The organism is Streptomyces sp. NPDC017936, assembly GCF_044328485.1.
Lineage (GTDB): Bacteria > Actinomycetota > Actinomycetes > Streptomycetales > Streptomycetaceae > Streptomyces.
Genome location: NZ_JBIRHK010000009.1, coordinates 74,548 through 93,774, shown reverse-complemented (window position 1 = coordinate 93,774; position 19,227 = coordinate 74,548). Strand labels below are relative to the sequence as shown.

Below are 19,227 nucleotides of genomic sequence, written 5' to 3'. Positions count from 1 at the left end.
GCCATGAACACTACGCGCGTAGACGCCGAAGTCCTCCGTCGTCTCCCCAAGGCCGTCCTGCACGACCACCTCGACGGCGGCCTGCGCCCCGCCACCGTCGTCGAGCTCGCGGACGCGGTCGGACACACCCTGCCCACCACCGACCCCGACGAGCTGGCCGCCTGGTACGTCGAGGCCGCCACCTCCGGCGACCTGGTCCGTTACATAGCCACCTTCGAGCACACCCTCGCCGTCATGCAGACCCGCGAGGGCCTGCTGCGCACCGCCGAGGAGTACGTGCTCGACCTGGCCGAGGACGGCGTGGTCTACGGCGAGGTCCGCTACGCCCCCGAGCTGATGCTGAACGGCGGGCTGACCCTCGCCGAGGTCGTCGAGACCGTGCAGGAGGGGCTCGCGGCCGGCATGGCGAAGGCGGCCGCGGCCGGCACGCCCGTCCGGGTGGGCACCCTGCTCTGCGGCATGCGCATGTTCGACCGCACCCGGGCCACCGCCGACCTGGCGGTCGCCTTCCGGGACGCGGGCGTGGTGGGCTTCGACATCGCCGGCGCCGAGGACGGCTTCCCGCCCGCCGACCACCTGGACGCCTTCGAGCACCTGCGCCGCGAGAACGTGCCGTTCACCATCCACGCCGGCGAGGCCCACGGCCTGCCCAGCATCCACCAGGCCCTCCAGGTCTGCGGCGCCCAGCGCATCGGCCACGGCGTGCGCATCGTCGACGACATCCCCGACCTCGCGGCCGGCAAGCTCGGCCGCCTCGCCGGGTGGGTCCGCGACCGCCGGATCGCCCTGGAGATGTGCCCCACCTCCAACCTCCAGACCGGCGCCGCGACCTCCATCGCCGGGCACCCGATCACCGCGCTGAAGGACCTCGGCTTCCGGGTCACCCTCAACACCGACAACCGGCTGGTCTCCGGGACGACGATGACCCGCGAGATGTCCCTCCTCGTCGAGGAGGCGGGCTGGACCGTCGAGGACCTGCGCACCGTCACCGTGAACGCCCTCAAGAGCGCGTTCATCCCGTTCGACGAGCGCAGGGCCCTCATCGAGGACGTCGTCCTGCCGGCTTACTCGGCGCTCTGAAGCAGCCCGCGCACGTAGGCGGCCTGTCCGGCGTGCTGGAGATCGTCGGACAGGACGCTGACCAGCCGGACGCCCAGGGTGACCGGCGGATCCCAGCGCTCGTCCACGACGCGCTCCAGGTCCGCCGGCGTCAGCCCGCGCAGCGCCCGCAGGCTCTGGGCGTGGACGGCGTCGTAGTAGCCGGTGAGCAGGCCGGCCTCGGCCACCCGCACCTCGGCGACCTCGGCCGCGTTGTGCCCGTAGCCCGTGTCGTGGCGCGGCAGGTTCAGGCCGAACCGTTTCTCCCAGTCCTGCGACAGCCACACCTGCTCCAGCCCGAAGGCGTCCGCGAAGTGGTCGTCCTGGACGCGGGTGAGGTGCCACACCAGCCAGGCGACGGAGTTGGTCTCGGCGGTGGGGCGGGCGTTGAGGTCGTCGGGGTCGAGGCCCTCGACGGCGGCGTGGACCTCTTCCCGGATGCGGCCGTAGCCGTCGATGAGGATGTCCTTGGCATGCATGGGTCCACCATGGCGCACCCTCCGCCCCGACGCCGCCTCACGGCGTGATCCTCACACGATCCCCGTCTGCAGCAGCCCCATCAGGGCCCGGGCCGCGGGGCTGGTCGCCCGCGCGGGCGGCAGCAGGGCGACGGTCTCGTACGCCACCTCGCCGACGCCCTTCAGGGGCAGCGCGGTGAGGGCCTCCCGCTTGTGCCGGAAGTGGCGCGGCACGACGGCGATGCCGAGGTTCTCGCCCACCAGGTCCAGCAGGCTGTGCACGTCGTTGACCTCCAGGGCGACCGTACGGCGGGCGCCCGCGGCGGCGAAGGCCGCGTCGGTGGCCCGGCGCGGTCCCCAGTCCGGGTGGAAGTCGACGAAGACCTCGCCGGCGACGCCGGCCGGCGTGAGCGCGGCCGGGTTCGCGGCCAGACGGTGGTCGGGGTGGCACAACACGTACATCGGCTCACTGGCCAGCGGCACGGAGCGCAGCTGGTCGCTGTCCGCCTGGGTGCGGTAGGCGAAGGCCAGGTCGAGGCGGCCGGCCCCCACCTCCTCGGCGAGCGCGCCCGAACCGGACTGCCTGAGCCGGATCTCCACGTCCGGGTGCCGCCGCCGGAACGCCGCCAGCAGTCCGGCCACGTGCACCCCCGCGATGCACTGCTCGGTGCCCACCGCGAGGGTGCCCCGCACCACGCCCTGCACGGCGGCCACCGCCTCGTGGGCCGCCCGCACCTGGGCCAGGATCCGCTCCGCCTCCGCCAGCAGCGCCCGTCCGGCCTCCGTGAGCGTCACCCGGCGGGTCGTCCGTACGAACAGCGGCGCCCGCAGCTCCCGCTCCAGGGCCCGGATCGACGCCGACAGACCCGACTGGGAGACCATCAGGCGTTCGGCGGCGCGGGTGAAATGCCGGTCCTCGGCGACCGCGACGAAGTGCTGGAGGTGGCGCAGTTCCATGATTGAGAAGACTATCCGCTGAATTCCATCGGATTCTTCTGTTGGACCACTACCCGCAGGTCGGGCCAGAGTGGGTAACGGTTCTCGTGAACCGGCCTTCCGAGTCAACCCCTCCTGGAGTCGTGTTGTACACCGCACATCCCGACCGCTACGCGACCATGCCCTACCGGCGCACCGGACGCAGCGGCCTGAAGCTTCCCGCTCTCTCGCTCGGACTGTGGCACAACTTCGGCCCGGACCGCCCGGTCGAGACCCAGCGGGCCATCCTGCGCCGCGCCTTCGACCTCGGCGTCACCCACTTCGACCTCGCGAACAACTACGGCCCGCCGCCCGGCGCCGCCGAGTCCGCGCTGGGCGCCTTCCTGAGGAAGGACTTCGCGCCGTACCGGGACGAGCTGGTCATCTCCACGAAGGCGGGCTACCTGATGTGGCCCGGCCCGTACGGCGAGTGGGGCTCCCGGAAGTACGTGCTGTCCTCGCTGGACCAGAGCCTGAAGCGGATGGGCCTGGACCACGTCGACATCTTCTACTCGCACCGCCCCGACCCGGAGACTCCCCTGGAGGAGACGATGGGCGCCCTGCACTCCGCGGTCCAGCAGGGCAAGGCGCTGTACGTCGGCGTCTCCAACTACTCGGCGGAGCAGACCCGCGAGGCCGCCCGCATCCTCGGCGAGCTGGGCACCCCGCTCCTGATCCACCAGCCGCGCTACTCGATGCTCGACCGCCGCCCCGAGAGCGAGGGCCTGCTCGACGCCCTGGACGAGCTCGAGGTCGGCTCCATCGTCTTCTCCCCGCTGGAGCAGGGCCTGCTGACCGGCCGCTACCTCGACGGCATCCCGGAGGACTCCCGCGCGGCGAGCGACAGCCCCTTCCTGAACTCGGAGGCGGTCACCGAGGAACTGGTGGGCAGGCTGCGCGCCCTGGACGGCATCGCCAAGTCCCGCGGCCAGTCCCTGGCCCAGCTCGCGCTGGCCTGGGTGCTGCGCGGCGGCCGTGTCACCTCCGCCCTGGTCGGCGCCAGCAGCGCCCGGCAGATCGAGGACAGCGTCGGCGCGCTGGGCAACCTCGACTTCGACGCGGAGGAGCTGGAGCGGATCGACGCGGTGATCAAGGGCTGAGCGATTCCCCCGGGCGAACGCGGTCCCGGCCGTGCCGTCGCCCCCTGCCGGTTTCCCCCGGGATTCCGTGACGGAGAACGGTGAATTCCGCTTCCGTATTTCCGGGCGGGCGTGATGTTCCGCCGCTCGTGGCGATCTTTCCGGCTGTCCGCGGAAGACCGTCGCGAGCGGCGGAATTCCTCGTTCACGGCACCGGTGAGCGGGAAGCGCCCCTCGGTGCTCCGGGACGAAACGCCAGGTGAACGCGTCGACGGCCCGGCAGGGCCGCGCGCTCGCGGAACGGTCGGGAACCCACCCGCCGAATTTCGGCCATGAACGCCGGTGAATATGCCAGGAGACTGGCCGGAAAGTCATGGTGACAGTGTTTCAGTAGTCAACATACTCGAACGTCAGGGGGGCGGTTCGCCCCACAGGAGCCGCACGGAAAGCGAGGCCGCACCGGCAATCGAGCGACGGGGTGAGAAGAGCGTGCACGACGAATTCCTCTGCCATGTCACCGCGTACGGCGTCTGCGGCGGCCGGCGCATCGGCGTACCGCTGGGCACCTACCGTGCGCCGACCCTGGCACTCGCCCTGTGGTGGCTGCGGGACCGGGCCTCCTGGATCGCCGAGCGGCTCGACCCGCGACCCGACGGCGGTCACTTCCCGCCGAGCGCCCTCGTGCCGGTCGCCGACGGCGTGCCCGACGTGCCGGGCGTGCTGCGGGCCTGGTGCGCCGACGTGGAGCAGCAGGAACTGGTCGCCGACGAGCTGGCCGGCGGGCGTCTGGTGCGGGTCGCCGCCAGCGACGACACGACCGAGTACGAACTGCTCGCCGAGTCCGTCGACGCCCTGCGGATGCAGCGGACCGTCCCGGCGCTCGTCCTCCCCGTCGGCTGACGCCCGGCGGACCCCGACCCGCGCGCCCCGGTCCGGCGCCCCCCGACGGGACGCGCTCGACGGGGCACGCGAAGGGGCGAATCGATAGAATTCCGGCATGGCGGAGCGACCTGTCGCCTCGACCGCGCCCGAACTCGTGCTGGAGACCGAGACGGGCTTCACGGTGATGACCCCGAGCCAGGCGTACCGCGTCGGCCGGGACCCGCTCAGCGACGTCTTCCTCGACGACTCCCGCGTCTCCTGGCACCACGCGGTCCTGCGGCCCGACGGCGACCACTGGACGCTGGAGGACGAGGACAGCACCAACGGCACCTACGCCGACGGCCACCGCGTCCGCACGCGCGGCGTGGGCCCCGGCAGCGTGATCCGCTTCGGCAGCCCGGACGACGGCCCGCGCGTCGTCCTGACCGGACGTCCGGCGCCGTCGCCCGAGCGCCCGTCCGCGGTGTCGAACCCGGCGGCCACGGGAGCGTTCCGCCGGCCCACCAGCGTCCGTCCGCTGCCCCACCGCACCGTCCGCATCGGCCGCGCCGCCGACAACGACCTGGTCGTCGACGACCTGCTCACCTCCCGCCGGCACGCCGAGCTGCGGGCCCTGCCCGACGGGAGTTACGAGATCGCCGACCTCGACAGCCACAACGGCACCTACCTCAACGGCCTGCCCGTCACCGCCGCCCCGATCCGTCCCGGCGACATCGTCGGCATCGGGCACTCCGTGTTCTGCCTGGTCGGCGACACGCTCCAGGAGTACGTCGACACCGGCGATGTCTCCCTCGACGTGCAGGACCTCACCGTCGCCGTCGACCAGGGCCGCAAGGTCCTCCTCGACCACGTGTCGTTCCCGGTGGGGGAGAAGTGCCTGCTCGCGGTCGTCGGTCCCAGCGGCGCGGGCAAGTCCACCCTGCTCAACGCCCTCACCGGACAGCGCCCCGCCGACCACGGCACGGTCGTCTACGACGGCCGCGACCTCTACCACGACTACGCCGAGCTGCGGCAGCGCATCGGCCTCGTCCCGCAGGACGACATCCTGCACGCCCAGCTGACCGTGCGCAGCGCCCTCACCTACGCCGCCGAACTGCGCTTCCCGCAGGACACCGCCAAGGCCGAGCGCCGCGAGCGGGTCGAGGAGGTCATCCGCGAACTGGGCCTGCAGGAGCGCGCGGACCAGACCGTGCACAGCCTCTCCGGCGGCCAGCGCAAACGGGTCAGCGTGGCCCTGGAACTGCTGACCAAACCGTCATTGCTGTTCCTCGACGAGCCGACCTCGGGCCTGGACCCCGGTATGGACCGCTCGGTGATGCACATGCTGCGCGGCCTCGCCGACGACGGCCGCACCGTCATCGTCGTCACCCACAGCGTGCTCAGCCTCGACGTCTGCGACCGGCTCCTCGTGCTCGCCCCCGGCGGCAGGATCGCCTACTACGGTCCGCCCCGGGACGCCCTCGACTTCTTCGGGTTCGCGCAGTGGCCCGAGGCCTTCGAGGCCTTCGAGCGCGACCGGGACCGCGACTGGGCGGGACAGTACGCCGAGTCGTCGTTCCACCGGCAGTACGTCGTCAACTCCACCGCCCAGCCCCTGCTGCCCCGCGACGGCCCGGTCGTCCTGCCGCCGCCGCCCCGGCCGCGCAGCCGCCGCGCCCAGCTCGGCACCCTCGTCCGCCGCTACACCGCCGCGCTCGGCGCCGACCGCACCTTCCTGGTCATCATGATCGCCCTGCCGTTCGTGATGGGGGCCATGGCCCGCGCCCTCGCCGGCAGCGAGCTCACCCGGGAGACCGCGATGAACGCGCTGCTGATCCTGTGCGTCGGCGGCGTCCTCACCGGAGCGGCCAACGCCGTGCGCGAACTCGTCAAGGAACGCGTGATCTACCGGCGCGAGCGGGCCGTCGGCCTGTCCAGATCGGCGTACCTGATGTCCAAGGTCGTCGTCCTGGGCACGGTGACCGTGGTGCAGGCGGTCGTGCTGACGCTCGTCGCGCTGCTCGGGGTGGACCTCGGCGCGCCCGGAGGGCGCGGTGTGCTGATGTCGCCCCTGGCCGAGATCACCGTCGCCGTCGCCCTGCTGGCCTTCACCGCGATGATGCTGGGCCTGCTGGTCTCCGCGCTCGTGCGCAAGGAGGAGGTGACGATGCCGCTGCTGGTGCTGCTCGCCATCGTCCAGGTGGTGTTCTGCGGCGCGCTGCTGTCGCTGGACGGAGTGCCCGGTCTGGAGCAGCTGGCGTGGCTCGTGCCCTCCCGCTGGGCGCTCGGCGCGATGGCCGGCACCCTCGACCTGGCCCGGATCGTGCCCGGCGACCTCACCCGGGATCCCCTGTTCGAGCACGCGGCGGACGTGTGGCTGCTGAACGTGGGGATGCTCGTAGTGCTGTCCGTCGCCTTCGGGTTCGTCGTCTCGCGGCTGCTGCGCCGGCACGAGCCCGCCGTGATGCGGAAGTAGGCGCGTCATGACGACCCCCGGCTTCCGGCCCACCCACGTCGTGCCCCAGCACGGCATGCCCGCCTGGGAGGACCCCGACCCGGCCCGCCCCACCGTCCCGCTCGACCCCCTGCTGCCCGTCCGGCTCGTCGAACGGCGCGGCGACTGGGGGCGCGTGCTGTGCTCCAACGGCTGGTCGGCCTGGGTGGACGGCCGGTGCCTGGTCGCCGTGCCCCAGGACCCGCCCCTGGCGGAGGGCCCCGACACGGCGGTCGCCGACCCCCGCCCCCTCCTCGGCAGCGCCGAACAGGCCCTCGCGCGCTACCGGGCCGCGGTCGAGGAACTGGCCGGCGGCGGTCTCGACGGCGAGTCCTTCCACCACCGCACCGAGGGGCTGCGCGTCGGCGTCGTCGTCGACGGGGAGTCCGTGTGGCTGTACGACCCGGCCCGGGGACGCTGGACCTACGGCGACGGCAGCCGCCTGAGCACCTACGCGGCCGACGAGCCGCCCACCGCGGCCCAGGACGCCGACCGCGCCTCCGCCCCGGCCACCGCCTCCGAGGGCGAGCCCCGATGACCGACGTGACGGGCCCGGCCTTCGGACGCCCCTCCGAACTGATCGGCCGGCAGATCGCGGGCTACCGCATCGAGCACGAGATCGGGCGCGGCGGCATGGCCGTCGTCTACCGCGCCCGCGACCTGCGCCTGGACCGCACCGTCGCCCTCAAGCTGCTCGCCCCGGAACTGGCCCGCAACGACACCTTCCGCCGTCGCTTCACCCATGAGTCCCGGGTGGCCGCCGCGATCGACCACCCGCACATCGTGCCCGTCTTCGAGGCGGGCGAGACCGACGGCGTCCTCTACATCGCCATGCGGTACGTCCCCGGCAGCGACCTGCGCCACCTCCTGGACGGCCGGGGCCCGCTCCCGCTGCCCACCGCGGTCCGGATCGCCGCGCAGGTGGCGTCCGCGCTCGACGCCGCCCACGAGCACGGTCTGGTCCACCGGGACGTCAAACCCGGCAACGTCCTGGTCGCCCGCGGCACCGACACCGACCATCCCGAGCACGTCTACCTCACCGACTTCGGCCTGACGAAGAAGTCGCTGTCGCTGACCGGTTTCACGCGGGTCGGACAGTTCGTCGGCACCCTCGACTACGTCGCGCCCGAGCAGATCTCCGGCCGCCCCGTCGACGGCCGCTGCGACGTCTACGGCCTGGCCTGCGTCGTCTACGAGAGCCTCGCGGGCCACCCGCCCTTCCGCCGCGACGACGACCTCGCCCTGCTGTGGGCCCACCAGTACGCCGAACCGCCCCCGATCACCGAGGCCCGCCCCGACCTGCCCCCGGGCGTCGACGAGGCGTTCGCCCGGGCCCTGGCCAAGACCCCCGACGCCCGTCATCCCACCTGCCTCGCCTTCGTCGGCGACCTGAGGGCGGCCGGCTCGGGCGTCCCGCGCGAGGGCCATCCGCCGACGGTCGAGGTCGTGGGACGGGGTCGCCCCCGGCCGCCGCCGGCGTGGGCGGCACCGGTCTTCGGGCGACGCGACGAGGACCGGTCCCGGGACACCGGGGCCCCGACGGCACCGGGGCACCGGAGGACGGGCCCCTGAGGCCCTGCCGCCGCGGTCCCGCCCGCCCGGCGACGGCCCGGCCCCGGCACGCACTCCTTCGGCATCAGTGAGGGGCGCGCCCCCGGCCGCGACGCCGGAGCGCCCACGGGGCGGGGCGTGGGCGCTCCGGCGTGCGGCGACCGCACGCACCGGACGCCGCCGGGCCCGCCCTCCGGGCGGACGACGGACGCGCGACGGCAGGACCCAGGAGGGCCTCACCGCGCCCGGCGGCCGGCCCCGCCCCACCCTTGTGACGTGTCGTCGACCCTGCCGTGTCCCGCCGTCCCGCGGGCCAGCAACCCGCCCAGGAAGCCGGTGGCCAGCCCCCACAGCGCCGCCAGGCCCAGCGCCGTCCCCACCGCGGGGCGCAGGAACAGAACCCCGGACAGACCGGCCCCGCCGAGATCGCCGATGCCGAACAGGGACAGGCCGTAGTGCGCGGAGACCCGGCCGACCAGGCAGATCGTCAGCACCGTGAGCACCAGGGCGACCGCCATGCGCACCGCGTGCCGCCAGGCGGGCGTCCCGGCGGGCGAACGCGCTGCCATCACGAAGGCCGCCGCCAGCAGCAGCACCGCGTCCACGGCGACGAGCCACCACACGCGGCCGTCGTGCTCGGCGAGCGTGCCCAGGTTCAGCGTGGCGGTCCGCGAGCCGCGCAGCACCTCGTCCAGCGCGTGCGGCACCGGCAGCGCGAACGGCCCCTCGACCCGGCCCTCCCAGGTGGCGCCCAGACCGAGGGTGAACGCGAGCCACACCAGGTTGGGCAGACCCAGCAGCACCACCGCCAGGGTCTGCGCGGCACGCCCGCGCACCACCGCGGTCCCGAGGGCGACGAGCACGCCCAGGGCGACGCACGCCAGGAGCAGCACCACCATGGCGTACGCGGCCGGCCGCACCGACTCCTGGAAGCGCAGCAGCCGGGCCGGCAGCGGCGCCCCGCGCGAAACCAGCAGCGCCAGTACCAGCACCCCGGCCAGCCACAGCAGCCCGGACACCAGGGTGAGCGGCACGTCCGCGGTGAAGCCGGCCTCCGGGGCGACGCCGAACACCTCGCCCAGGTCGTCCAGGGTGTCGTCGCCCAGGGAGAGCGCGAAGGTCCGGCGGGCGGCGAGGGACAGGACGAGCAGTCCCGCCAGCCACACCACGGCGATCCGGCCCGCCCAGCCGGCCAGTTCGGCCGCCCCGGCGACCGCCCGGTGCCGCAGGGGCCGCAGGAAACCGGCCGCCGTCACCAGGGCGCCGGCGAGCGTGACGGACAACGGCATCAGGGTCAGCCCGGCCCGGGTGCCGCCCAGCCCCCCGACGTCCACGAAGAGACCGACCGTACCGCCGACGGCCGTGACGACGGTCGCCGCGACCACCCGCCCGAACGCGCCGTCGGGCAGGTCCGCGGCCCCGGCCGCCCACAGCCCCGCCGCGGCCACCACCGTCATGACGGCCAGACCGGCCAGGGCCGCGGCGATCGCCTGCGGCCAGCCGTGCCGGATGACGGCCCGGTCGGAGCGGGTGTGCGGGCTCACGCTGCCCACGCTAGGCAGCGCCCGCCCCGCCCGCCTGCCGGGAGGGCCGTCCGCGTCCGTGCGCGGGCGGCGCACGACCGGAGCAGACGAGGGCGACGTTTGCGGAGATAGCGGCGATCATGGCAGCAGAAGCAGTGAAAGACCCCGCCGGGAGTGCTCGTGAGCGTCGAACCGCCGTCGTCCGGCCGTCCCTCAGGACCGCCTTCCGGCCCGCTGGCGGGCGGCCCCCCGCCCCCGTCCGGCCCGCCCGCGCCGCCGCCCGGCGGCACCCCGCCCGGGGGCGGGCCCGAACCGCACCGGCCCTGGTGGAAGTCGGCGCCCCGCGTCGCCCTGCTCACCACCGGCGTCGTGGTCGTGGTGGCCCTCGTCCTCGTCCTGACCCGCACGGGCGACGGCGGTCACGGCGGCACCGTCCGCGCCGGCGAGGTGTTCCTGCTGCCCGCGGGCAGGACCGGCCCGGACCCCTTCACCGAGAACACCGCCACCGCCACGGCGCCCGCGCCCGCGTCCGCCGCCCCGCCCACGTCCGCCGCGGAGTCCGCGAACGTCGTCCGGGGCGTCGACGGCGGCGCCGGCGGACTGTACGGCGGCACGCGCGACGTCTCCGCCTGCGACGTCGAGAAGCAGATCAGGTACCTCCAGGCGGATGCCGCGAAGAACCGGGCCTTCGCCTCCGTCGTCGGCGTCACCACCGCCCAGGTCCCCGCCTACCTGCGCTCCCTGACCCCCGTCGAGCTGCGCATGGACACCCGCGTCACCAACCACGGCTACCGCGACGGCGCGGCCGTCCCCTACCAGGCCGTCCTCCAGGCCGGTACCGCCGTGCTCGTCGACGCGCACGGCGAACCCCGGGTCCGCTGCGCCTGCGGCAACCCGCTCACCCGCCCGATCGCGCAGAAGACCACACCGAGGATCACGGGCGAGTCCTGGCCGTCGTACCGGCCCTCGAACGTCGTCGTGGTCCTGCCCTCGGCGACCGTGATCAAGGCCTTCGTGCTCTACGACGCCGAGCACCAGCGCTGGTTCGCACGGCAGCGGGGCGACACGGGCGGCAAGGACCGGCCCGTCAAGGCCCCGGCGCACCCGCCGGCGCCCTCCGCGAGTTTCAGCCTGCCGTCCTCGCCGTCGTACCCGGCGCACCCTTCCGGCTCGTCGCGCCCGACCACGGCCCCCGAACCGCCGACGTCGGCCGCCCCTCCGCCACCCCCGAGCGAGCGGCCGGCCTCCCCGCCCCCCGGTTCGGAGCCGGCCTCCCCGCCGCCCCCGGCCTCGCCGCCCCCGCCGAGCGAGCCGGACACCGGGGGATCCCCGCCGCCGGCGTCCCCGCCCCCGGCCGGAACGCCGCCCCCGTCGCAGCCCGCCCCGTACTCCCCGGCACCCGGGTACGGACCGCCCGCGGTGTGAGGCAGCCCATGGTCGCGACGGCGAAAGAGGGGGACTGCACGCCCCGGCTCGGGGTACGAGGACGGGTGCAGCAGCGTCCGGCCAGTCCGGCATCCTAGAGAGAAACGCATGACCGAACACCTGGACGGGGCAGTGATACCGACTGGTTTCGACGTACCCGTGGAACCGCTCCGGCGGGCGGCGCACTACACCGGGGCATCCGGTTCCATCGCCGAGGCGCGCGCCTTCGCCGCGCACTTCGTCGACCAGTTGAGGATCGAGTGGTGCGCCGCCGTCGACGAGCGCGCCTGCGGAGAGGTCCTCCTGGTCGTCAGCGAACTGGTCACCAACGCCGACCGGCACAGCAACGGCCCGTACATCCTGGAGCTGGAGGGCACGGACGCCTCGGTGACGGTGTCCGTCTACGACAGCAGCGACGCGCTGCCCCTGCGCTTCCCCAAGGATCCCCAGCGCATCGGCCGGCACGGTCTGGAGATCGTGCACGCGGTGGCGGCGGAGGTCACCGCCGAGCGGGTACCGGTCGGCAAGCGCGTCCGCGCCGTCGTCGCGCTCGCGCGGCGGTGAGCCGTGGGGCCGCCGGCCTCAGGCGCAGCCCAGCTCCCCCAGCATCCCCTGCCGCAGCCGGGCGATGATCCGCTTGATGAGGCGGGAGACGTGCATCTGCGAGCAGCCGAGCCGCTCGCCGATCTCCGCCTGGGTCGCCTCCTCCACGAACCGCAGGTGGATGATCTGCCGGTCGCGCTCACTGAGCTCGGCCATCAGCGGGGCCAGCGAGTGGAAGTCCTCGACGAGCCGCAGCCCCTCCTCCTCCACCCCGATGAAGTCGGCCAGGACCGCCTCGCCGTTCTCCGGGCCGTCGCCGGTGAGCGCGGCGTCCAGCGAGGCGGAGTTGTAGCCGTTGGAGGCGATCTGCGCCTCGACGACCTCCCTCTCGGAGAGGTTCATCAAGGTGGCCAGCTCGGCGACGGTCGGCTCCCGGTCCAGCCGGCTGGCGAGCTCGTCGCGGGCCTTGGCCAGCTCGACGCGCAGCTCCTGCAGCCGGCGCGGCACGTGCACCGCCCACGTCGTGTCCCGGAAGAAACGCTTGATCTCGCCGACGATGTAGGGCAGGGCGAACGAGGTGAACTCCACCTCGCGGGAGATCTCGAACCGGTCGATGGCCTTGATCAGGCCGATCATCCCGGTCTGGACGATGTCCTCCATGTCGTCGCCGCGGCCCCGGAACCGCCCGGCCGCGAACCGCACCAGCGACATGTTCATCTCGATCAGGGTGTTGCGCGCGTACTGGTACGCGTGCGTCCCCTCCTCGAGCTCCGTCAGCCGCTGGAAGAACTGGCGGGACAGCGCCCGCGCGTCGCGGGGGGCCACGCTCCTCGCGTCCGCGACTCCCGGCAGCGGAGCGGCACCCGTGCCGGTGCCGGCGGTGTCCTCGACGACCTGTGCCTGCGACCCGATCACGGCGGTGTGCATTGCCTCTCCCACGAAAGTCACGGTTCGACGTCTCCTGCTTCCGGTCCGTGAGCGGACCGAGTGCTCACGAGCCCGCTCACGGGGCGCATACCCCGAGTCCGCCGACCCATGCCCAGCGTAAAGGGGGTGACCGGAATCCGACGCCCCGCCCGGACCCGCAGGCGGAATACCTCGGTCCGGTTCCCCTCACAGCGCAACGCCGCACCCTTCCCGTGCGGAACCGCCCTCCTAGGCTGGGGGAGTGAGCAACCACGTGCCGAACCAAGCCCGCGTGATCCCGCTGCGCCCCTCGGCCGAGCGCCCGGGAACCGCCCGCCCCGCCGACGACCGGCCGCCCGCCCCGAGGGAACCCCTGTGGCGCGATCTGGTCGGCGACGTCCTGCGCCGTGAGCGCCTGGCCCAGGAACGCACGCTGCGGGACGTCGCCGACGCCGCGCGCATCTCCATGCCGTACCTGTCCGAGGTGGAGCGCGGCCGCAAGGAGGCCTCCTCGGAGGTGCTCGCGGCCGCCGCCCTCGCCCTCGGCCTGAGCCTCGGCGACCTGCTGGCGCGCGCCCACGGCGAACTCGTCCGGGTGACCGGCCGGCACACCGCCGCGCACCGCGGGACGACGGCGTCCTCGTACAACGGGCTCTGCCTGGCCGCCTGACGGGCCGTGGCCGCGGGTCCCCACCGGGCCGTGGCCACGGGGAGCCGTCTCGGACCCGTACGGGGCGCCGGTTCGGCAGGTCGTCGGCCGGGCCGTACGCCACGGGCTCCGGCGCCGTGAACACCTTGTCCCGGTCCATGCCCGCGCGCGGCGTCGCCACGTCGTGGCGGGGGTGCCGGGCCGGCGCCCCCTCGACCCGGGCGCCCGGCGACACGATCCGCCGGGCCCAGGGGCCGGGCGGCGGGCGGCCCCTCGGGCCGACGGGTCCGGTCCGGGCGCGCGCGGGCCGCCGAGGCCGCTCCGGGGCGCGTCGAGGCGGAAGGGACGGAGGCCGCCGTCGGCGGGTGAGGGCGTCATGGGCCGGACACCGGTCCGGCCCGGGGCGCCGCCGTCCGGATGAACGCACGGCCGGGCGATGAGTTCCGGGGCGCGCGCCGGTCGACACTCGTGACCGCGTTCCGCGTTCCGTTCCCGACCGGGAGGACCCCATGACCACCGACGGATTCACCACCTGCCTCTGGTTCGACGGCCAGGCCGAGGAAGCCGCCCGCTTCTACGTGTCGGTCTTCGAGGACTCCGCCGTCGGGAACGTCGCCCGCTACACCGACGCCGGACCGGGCCCCGCCGGCACCGTGGTCACCGTCGAGTTCACGGCGAACGGCCAGAAGTTCGTCGCGCTCAACGGCGGACCGCAGTTCCGGTTCAACGAGGCGATCTCCTTCCAGATCGACTGCGCCGACCAGGAGGAGGTCGACCACTACTGGGACCGGCTCACCGAGGACGGCGGCGAGCCCGGACCCTGCGGCTGGCTCAAGGACAGGTACGGCGTGTCCTGGCAGGTCGTCCCGCGCGCGCTCATGGAGATGGTCACCGGCCCCGACCAGGAGAAGGCCGCCCGGGCCACCAAGGCCATGCTCTCCATGGGCAAGCTCGACGTCGCCGCCCTGCGCAAGGCCTACGACGGGGAGTAGCCCCACCTCCTCACCGGCCGGGCTCGGCCAGGATCTCCTCGATCACATGCCGGGAGTTCTCCGCCAGCAGCGGGTTGGTCTCCCAGTAGAACGGCAGCGCGATCAACGCGATCGACAGCGCCCAGCCCCGGCCGCGTGCCCACTCGGCGTCGTCCGCGCCCACCGTCTCCCGGAAGACGGCGCGGGCCGACGCCGGAAGCAGGTTCCAGGCCGCGATGAGGTCGACGGCCGGATCGCCGACCCCCACGCTGCCGAAGTCGATCACCCCCGTGAGCCGGCCGTCCTCGACCAGGACGTTCATGGGCGACAGGTCGCCGTGCGCCCACACCGGCGGCGCGGTGCGGTCCGGCACCCGGAGCGCCTCCTCCCACAGGGCGGTGACGGCCCCGGTGTCGATCCGCCCCTCCAGCCGGGCGACGGCGGACCGGGTGGGCTCGTCCCGTTCCCGCAGGGGCACGCCCCGGTGGCACCGGGGCCCGTCCTGCGCGTCGATCCCGCGCAGTTCGGCGACGAACGCCCCGAGGTCCGCCGCCAGCGCCGCGGGCCCCTCCAGGGCGCCCGCGACCGGGTTGCGGCCCTCCAGCCAGCCGTAGACGGACCACGGCCAGGGGAACCCCTCGCCCGGCTCGCCGTGCTCCAGCGGCACCGGCGTGGCGACGGACAGCCGGGGGCCCAGGCGGGCCAGCCAGTGCTGTTCGTGCGCCACGTCGTCCACGGCGCCGGGGTGGCGGGGCAGCCGTACCACCTTGTCGTCCCCGAGCCGGAACATCGCGTTCTCCGTTCCGGCGGACACCAGCCGCTCCACCGGCAGGGACGCCCACCGCGGGAACCGCGCGGCGACCATCCGCCGCACCAGCGGAACGTCGACGTCGATCTCGTCCGGACGCATCCTCACCACACTCATGCGGTCATCGAAGGGGCCGACGCGCCGGGCTGTCCAGCGGTTTTGCCGGCGGGGGAGGGCCTGCCGGGGGGTGGAGCGGGAGGTCAGACGCGGTCGGCCGCGATCAGCAGGTACTGGAAACTGCCGTTGCGGTAGGCGGAGATGAACGTCTCCTCGATGCCGGTGACCAGGTGGTCGGCCCGGCTGCGCAACTCCCAGTAGGGCAGGGCCACTTCGGTGAGGTCCTCCACGTGCACCGGGACGAGCCGGTTGCGGGCCAGCGCCCGGAAGTAGGCGGAGCGCGGGTGGATGTCGCAGATGTAGTGGGCGTTGATGAGCGACACCTCGCGCGAGGCCCGGCCGTAGGTGTCGTTGTAGCAGCCGGTGATCACCACGTACCGGCCGCCGCGGCGCAGCAGCCGGGCGTGCTCGGCGAACAGCAGGTCCAACTCGACGTACATGGTGGACTCGTTGTTCCACGACGCCGCGAACGCGCCGGTCGGCAGGCCGGTGTCCAGCATGTTGCGGTGGTGGTAGCGCACCTTGTCGTCGATGCCCCGCTTGCGGGCCTGCTCGTTGGCGAACTCGGCCTGCTTGGCGGAGATCGTCACGCCGTCCGCCTCGCAGCCGTACCGCAGGTGCGCCACGACGCTGCCGCCGCCCCGCCCGCAGCCGGCGTCGAAGACGCGGTCGGCGGTGGACAGGGGGCCGAGCCGGGCGGTGAGGAGTTCGGCCTGGGCGTGTTCCAGCCGGTGCAGCTCCGCGGTGATCCGGTCGCGGCGCAGCCCGGGATCGGGCTCGTCGAGCACCGACCAGTCGGCTTCGCCGACGCCGTAGTGGTGGTGGTAGAGGCCGTCGATCCGGCCGAGTTCGAGGTTGACCGGGTTCGCCTCGGTGTTCCAGTAGTCCGCGACGCGGTTCTGGTAGACGGACTGGGCCGGCAGCCGCACGGCCGCGGCGGCGTCGGGGGTGGTGGTCAACGAAGGCTCCTCATGGTGCTGTGCGGGACGGCGGTTCGAGAGCACGCGGCTCACCAGTAGTCGGGCAGGTGGTAGCGGTGGGTGTTGGTGGCGTGCCACTCGTGGTTGCCGGCCACCCAGTCGGACAGGCCCTTCAGATAGCGCGCGACGAGCGGGGAGAGCGCGGCGAGCGGCGCGGACTCCTCCTCGAAGGCGTCCATGATCTGGTTGTGGATCCCGACCGACCTGAGATAGGCGGCCTTGAGACCGCACCGGTCCTCGGCGGCCACGACCTGCGGCAGGTTGAGGTGGGTGGGGTCGGAGGCCAGTTCCTTGGTGAAGGAGTACAGGTCGTTGACGATCGTGGTGGCGTTGCAGGCGAGCGCGGTGACGCGCTGGATCTCGGGGCGGGCGTAGAGCTGCTCGGGCAGTTCGTAGCCGTCGACCGCGTCGACGATCGACAGACAGGGACGGAAGTTGTTGAACTGCCGCATCACCAGGTACTCCCAGGTCCGCGGCACGTACCGGGTCTCCGCCCAGGCCGCCTCGCCGAGGTAGCCCAGGTGCAGCCGCGCGACGTCGTGCACGAACCGGCCGGTCTGGCTGGGGGTGGCCAGCGCGGAGAAGTCCTTCAGCGCCCAGTGGTACGAGCGCAGCGGGCCGTCCGCCTGCATGCCCAGCGCCCACTCCTCCTGGTGGCCCGGCGGGCCGTGGAAGGGGTCGAGCGCGGACTGCGCGAGGACCAGCCGCCCGCCGAGGCCGCTGCGGGACGCGCCCCGGCCCTCGTCCTCCTCGCAGTAGCAGCTGTCGACCACGTTCTCCGCCAGCAGCAGCTTGCCGGCGACCGTGAGGCGCTCCAGGTCGGCCGCGCCCGGGTGCTGGAGCACCACGGCCCGGCCGAACTGGAACCCCGCGAAGTCCCCCTTCCAGGCTGCCGGGAACAGGTCCAGCGAGCGGGCCCAGCCCTCCAGCCGCCGGTCGACCTCGGCGGCCTTCTCCGGGTCGGCGGGGGCGACCCGCCGGTGTCGCAGTCCGGGGATCGCCCCGCTGCGCCGGGACCGCAGGCTCGCCGCCAGGTCCGGCGGGCCGGGCAGTGCGTTCGTGGTGCTCGGGGAGGTGCTCATCGACGACGTCCCGCCCTCACTCGGCCGTCCGGCCGATCTGGACGTTCTCCAGGACCCCGGCCGCGTCGGGCACCAGCAGCGCCATCGAGTAGTAGGCCGTGACGAGGTAGCGGACGATCGAGTTGGCGTCGATCCCCATGAACCGCACGTTCAGGCCCGGCTGGAACTCGTCGGGGATGCCCGTCTGGTACAGGCCGACGGCCCCTTGGTCGGCCTCGCCGGTGCGCAGCGCGATGATGCTGCTGGTGTGCTGCCCGGTGACCGGGATCTTGTTGCACGGGAAGATCGGCACCCCTCGCCAGGCCGGGATCCCGTGCCCCTCGACGGTGGCCGTGCCCGGCACCAGACCACGTCGGTTGCACTGCCGGAAGAAGGCCGCGATCGCCTTCGGGTGGGCGAGGAACAGCTTGGTCCCGCGCCGCATCGACAGCAGTTCGTCCATGTCGTCCGGGGTGGGCGGTCCGGTGAAGGTGCTCACCCGCTGCCCGTGGTCGATGGTGTGCAGCAGCCCGAACTCCCGGTTGTTGACCAGCTCCCACTCCTGGCGCTCGCGGATCTCCTCGACGGTGAGCCGGAGTTGCTGCCGGGTCTGGTCCATGGGGTGGTTGTAGAGGTCCGCGACCCGGGTGTGGACCTTCAGCACGGTCTGGGTGAGCGACAGCTCGTACTCGCGCGGCGAGAGTTCGTAGTCGACGAAGCCGGCCCCGATGGTCGGCTCGCCCGCATGGCCCGCCTGCACCGGGAGCGCGGCCTCGCCCTTGCGGTTCACCGGCCGCCGCTGCCGCTCGGCGAACGCCGCCAGATGGGCGGCGAGGGAGGGTACCCGGGCGACCAGCTCCCGCAGCTCGTCCCGGGGCAGCACCAGCAGGACGCCCGAGGTCTCCGCGCGCACCGAGGTCAGCCACAGCGGGTCGTCCTGCCCGACCGCCTCGTCACCGAGCTGGTCGCCGTCGCAGACCACCCCGACGATCTCCTCCTCGCCGTACCTGCCGGCCGTGTACCGGGTGAACCGGCCGTGCACCACCAGACAGGCCTCCGTCACCGGCTGCCCGGCCTCGAAGACCACCTGGCCGGGCCGGACCTCCCGCGGCCGGAACCGCGAGGAGAGCTCCCGCAGCGTCCCGTCGTCGGAGTAGCCGCGCAGCGCCGGCAGTTCGGTGAGGGTCTCCGGGACGACCCGGACGCCGTCCCCGCCGTCGTGGTCGAACCGGACCCGCCCGCGGCCGGCCCTGAGCTGGAGACGCCGGTTGACGCGGTAGGTTCCGCCCCTGACGTCCACCCACGGCAGCATCCGCAGCAGCCAGCGCGAGCTGACGGCCTGCATCTGGGGTTCGGTCTTGGTGGTGGTGGCGAGGCGGCGTGCCGCCCGGGTGCCGAGGCTGGTGAGCGGTCTGCCGGCGGACGGCTCGGGGACGGGTTCGTCGAGGACGGGACCGCTGGCGCTGTCCGGTGTGGACACATTCCCTCCAGGAAGGTGCGGAGGACCGAGCGGACGGGTCGTGGTGACCGGTCCGAAGATCCGGGATCACCAGCCAAGCACTCTCCGTGACGGAGGGGTACGGCGTGAAGGGGGCGGTTTCGCGCCCCGGTGGTGCAGTCCTTCCGGAAGGTGCGCACGTCGCACCCCGTATGCGTCCCGGCCCCCCGTGTGCTTCCGTACGCCCGTGATCCGGACGGGCGGAAGGGGAAGCGGTCACGTCCGGTCAC

18 protein-coding genes are annotated in these 19,227 nt (G+C 73.7%); 10 read left to right on the top strand and 8 right to left on the bottom strand.

Annotated elements, in window-relative coordinates; all coding sequences use genetic code 11:
* The first annotated feature begins 3 nt into the window (after nucleotides 1-3).
* Complete coding sequence (locus ACH4F6_RS20275; protein ID WP_397961624.1) at nucleotides 4-1,080, top strand: adenosine deaminase; 1,077 nt, start codon at nucleotides 4-6, stop codon at nucleotides 1,078-1,080.
* Here the strand turns inward: ACH4F6_RS20275 and ACH4F6_RS20270 are convergent.
* Together ACH4F6_RS20270 and ACH4F6_RS20265 are read right to left on the bottom strand one after the other, a co-directional pair.
* Nucleotides 1,065-1,577, bottom strand: a complete 513-nt coding sequence (locus ACH4F6_RS20270) for a DUF664 domain-containing protein (protein ID WP_397961623.1) — start codon at nucleotides 1,575-1,577, stop codon at nucleotides 1,065-1,067. The genes ACH4F6_RS20275 and ACH4F6_RS20270 overlap by 16 nt on opposite strands.
* A gap of 51 nt (nucleotides 1,578-1,628) precedes the next feature.
* Nucleotides 1,629-2,513 (bottom strand): LysR family transcriptional regulator, encoded by an 885-nt coding sequence (locus tag ACH4F6_RS20265; protein ID WP_397961622.1) that lies wholly within the window; start codon nucleotides 2,511-2,513, stop codon nucleotides 1,629-1,631.
* Between the two features lie 125 nt (nucleotides 2,514-2,638).
* On the opposite strand from ACH4F6_RS20265, the gene mgrA reads away from it, so the two are divergent.
* The 5 genes from mgrA to ACH4F6_RS20240 all read left to right on the top strand — a co-directional run bounded on the left by mgrA (nucleotide 2,639) and on the right by ACH4F6_RS20240 (nucleotide 8,537).
* Nucleotides 2,639-3,631: an L-glyceraldehyde 3-phosphate reductase gene (gene mgrA / locus ACH4F6_RS20260; RefSeq protein ID WP_397961621.1), complete on the top strand. Its 993-nt coding sequence runs from the start codon at nucleotides 2,639-2,641 to the stop codon at nucleotides 3,629-3,631.
* A gap of 468 nt (nucleotides 3,632-4,099) precedes the next feature.
* A complete protein-coding gene (locus tag ACH4F6_RS20255) occupies nucleotides 4,100-4,510 on the top strand; it encodes a hypothetical protein (protein WP_397961620.1) in 411 nt (136 codons plus the stop codon).
* Between the two features lie 97 nt (nucleotides 4,511-4,607).
* Nucleotides 4,608-6,947, top strand: a complete 2,340-nt coding sequence (locus tag ACH4F6_RS20250) for an FHA domain-containing protein (protein ID WP_397961619.1) — start codon at nucleotides 4,608-4,610, stop codon at nucleotides 6,945-6,947.
* 7 nt (nucleotides 6,948-6,954) lie between these two features.
* Nucleotides 6,955-7,503 (top strand): hypothetical protein, encoded by a 549-nt coding sequence (locus ACH4F6_RS20245; protein WP_397961618.1) that lies wholly within the window; start codon nucleotides 6,955-6,957, stop codon nucleotides 7,501-7,503.
* Complete coding sequence (locus ACH4F6_RS20240; protein ID WP_397961617.1) at nucleotides 7,500-8,537, top strand: serine/threonine-protein kinase; 1,038 nt, start codon at nucleotides 7,500-7,502, stop codon at nucleotides 8,535-8,537. Before ACH4F6_RS20245 ends, ACH4F6_RS20240 begins: the two co-directional genes overlap by 4 nt.
* A 215-nt stretch (nucleotides 8,538-8,752) precedes the next feature.
* Here ACH4F6_RS20240 and ACH4F6_RS20235 read toward each other — a convergent pair whose 3' ends face one another.
* Nucleotides 8,753-10,060 carry a streptophobe family protein gene (locus tag ACH4F6_RS20235; RefSeq protein ID WP_397961616.1) on the bottom strand — a complete coding sequence of 436 codons (1,308 nt, stop codon included), beginning with the start codon at nucleotides 10,058-10,060 and terminating at the stop codon, nucleotides 8,753-8,755.
* A gap of 159 nt (nucleotides 10,061-10,219) precedes the next feature.
* On the opposite strand from ACH4F6_RS20235, the gene ACH4F6_RS20230 reads away from it, so the two are divergent.
* Together ACH4F6_RS20230 and ACH4F6_RS20225 are read left to right on the top strand one after the other, a co-directional pair.
* Nucleotides 10,220-11,464, top strand: coding sequence for a DUF6777 domain-containing protein (locus ACH4F6_RS20230; RefSeq protein ID WP_397961615.1), 1,245 nt, complete (start codon nucleotides 10,220-10,222; stop codon nucleotides 11,462-11,464).
* Nucleotides 11,465-11,572: 108 nt separating this feature from the next.
* Complete coding sequence (locus ACH4F6_RS20225; RefSeq protein ID WP_397961614.1) at nucleotides 11,573-12,028, top strand: ATP-binding protein; 456 nt, start codon at nucleotides 11,573-11,575, stop codon at nucleotides 12,026-12,028.
* Between the two features lie 18 nt (nucleotides 12,029-12,046).
* Here ACH4F6_RS20225 and ACH4F6_RS20220 read toward each other — a convergent pair whose 3' ends face one another.
* On the bottom strand, nucleotides 12,047-12,934 hold the full coding sequence (locus ACH4F6_RS20220) for an RNA polymerase sigma factor SigF (RefSeq protein WP_397961613.1): 888 nt from the start codon (nucleotides 12,932-12,934) through the stop codon (nucleotides 12,047-12,049).
* 241 nt (nucleotides 12,935-13,175) lie between these two features.
* Here ACH4F6_RS20220 and ACH4F6_RS20215 point away from each other — a divergent pair, with 241 nt between their 5' ends.
* Nucleotides 13,176-13,583, top strand: coding sequence for a helix-turn-helix domain-containing protein (locus ACH4F6_RS20215; RefSeq protein WP_397961612.1), 408 nt, complete (start codon nucleotides 13,176-13,178; stop codon nucleotides 13,581-13,583).
* 488 nt (nucleotides 13,584-14,071) lie between these two features.
* Complete coding sequence (locus ACH4F6_RS20210) at nucleotides 14,072-14,554, top strand: VOC family protein (protein ID WP_397961611.1); 483 nt, start codon at nucleotides 14,072-14,074, stop codon at nucleotides 14,552-14,554.
* Between the two features lie 10 nt (nucleotides 14,555-14,564).
* Here ACH4F6_RS20210 and ACH4F6_RS20205 read toward each other — a convergent pair whose 3' ends face one another.
* The 4 genes from ACH4F6_RS20205 to ACH4F6_RS20190 all read right to left on the bottom strand — a co-directional run bounded on the left by ACH4F6_RS20205 (nucleotide 14,565) and on the right by ACH4F6_RS20190 (nucleotide 18,979).
* Complete coding sequence (locus ACH4F6_RS20205; RefSeq protein WP_397961610.1) at nucleotides 14,565-15,458, bottom strand: aminoglycoside phosphotransferase family protein; 894 nt, start codon at nucleotides 15,456-15,458, stop codon at nucleotides 14,565-14,567.
* Between the two features lie 83 nt (nucleotides 15,459-15,541).
* Nucleotides 15,542-16,417: a geranyl diphosphate 2-C-methyltransferase gene (locus tag ACH4F6_RS20200; protein ID WP_397961609.1), complete on the bottom strand. Its 876-nt coding sequence runs from the start codon at nucleotides 16,415-16,417 to the stop codon at nucleotides 15,542-15,544.
* Nucleotides 16,418-16,467: 50 nt separating this feature from the next.
* Nucleotides 16,468-17,520: a family 2 encapsulin nanocompartment cargo protein terpene cyclase gene (locus ACH4F6_RS20195; protein WP_397961608.1), complete on the bottom strand. Its 1,053-nt coding sequence runs from the start codon at nucleotides 17,518-17,520 to the stop codon at nucleotides 16,468-16,470.
* A 16-nt stretch (nucleotides 17,521-17,536) separates the two neighbouring features.
* Entirely contained in the window at nucleotides 17,537-18,979 is a 1,443-nt protein-coding gene (locus ACH4F6_RS20190) for a family 2B encapsulin nanocompartment shell protein (protein WP_397961607.1), read from the bottom strand.
* Nucleotides 18,980-19,227 lie beyond the last annotated feature (248 nt).

Bases quoted from the DNA above. Each gene is read 5' to 3' on its own strand.
- ACH4F6_RS20270 (WP_397961623.1), bottom strand. From the start codon at position 1,577: ATGCATGCCAAGGACATCCTCATCGACGGCTACGGCCGCATCCGGGAA.
- ACH4F6_RS20205 (WP_397961610.1), bottom strand. From the start codon at position 15,458: ATGAGTGTGGTGAGGATGCGTCCGGACGAGATCGACGTCGACGTTCCG.
- ACH4F6_RS20250 (WP_397961619.1), top strand. From the start codon at position 4,608: ATGGCGGAGCGACCTGTCGCCTCGACCGCGCCCGAACTCGTGCTGGAG.
- ACH4F6_RS20240 (WP_397961617.1), top strand. From the start codon at position 7,500: ATGACCGACGTGACGGGCCCGGCCTTCGGACGCCCCTCCGAACTGATC.
- ACH4F6_RS20225 (WP_397961614.1), top strand. From the start codon at position 11,573: ATGACCGAACACCTGGACGGGGCAGTGATACCGACTGGTTTCGACGTA.
- ACH4F6_RS20220 (WP_397961613.1), bottom strand. From the start codon at position 12,934: ATGCACACCGCCGTGATCGGGTCGCAGGCACAGGTCGTCGAGGACACC.
- ACH4F6_RS20265 (WP_397961622.1), bottom strand. From the start codon at position 2,513: ATGGAACTGCGCCACCTCCAGCACTTCGTCGCGGTCGCCGAGGACCGG.
- ACH4F6_RS20210 (WP_397961611.1), top strand. From the start codon at position 14,072: ATGACCACCGACGGATTCACCACCTGCCTCTGGTTCGACGGCCAGGCC.
- ACH4F6_RS20245 (WP_397961618.1), top strand. From the start codon at position 6,955: ATGACGACCCCCGGCTTCCGGCCCACCCACGTCGTGCCCCAGCACGGC.
- ACH4F6_RS20195 (WP_397961608.1), bottom strand. From the start codon at position 17,520: ATGAGCACCTCCCCGAGCACCACGAACGCACTGCCCGGCCCGCCGGAC.
- ACH4F6_RS20275 (WP_397961624.1), top strand. From the start codon at position 4: ATGAACACTACGCGCGTAGACGCCGAAGTCCTCCGTCGTCTCCCCAAG.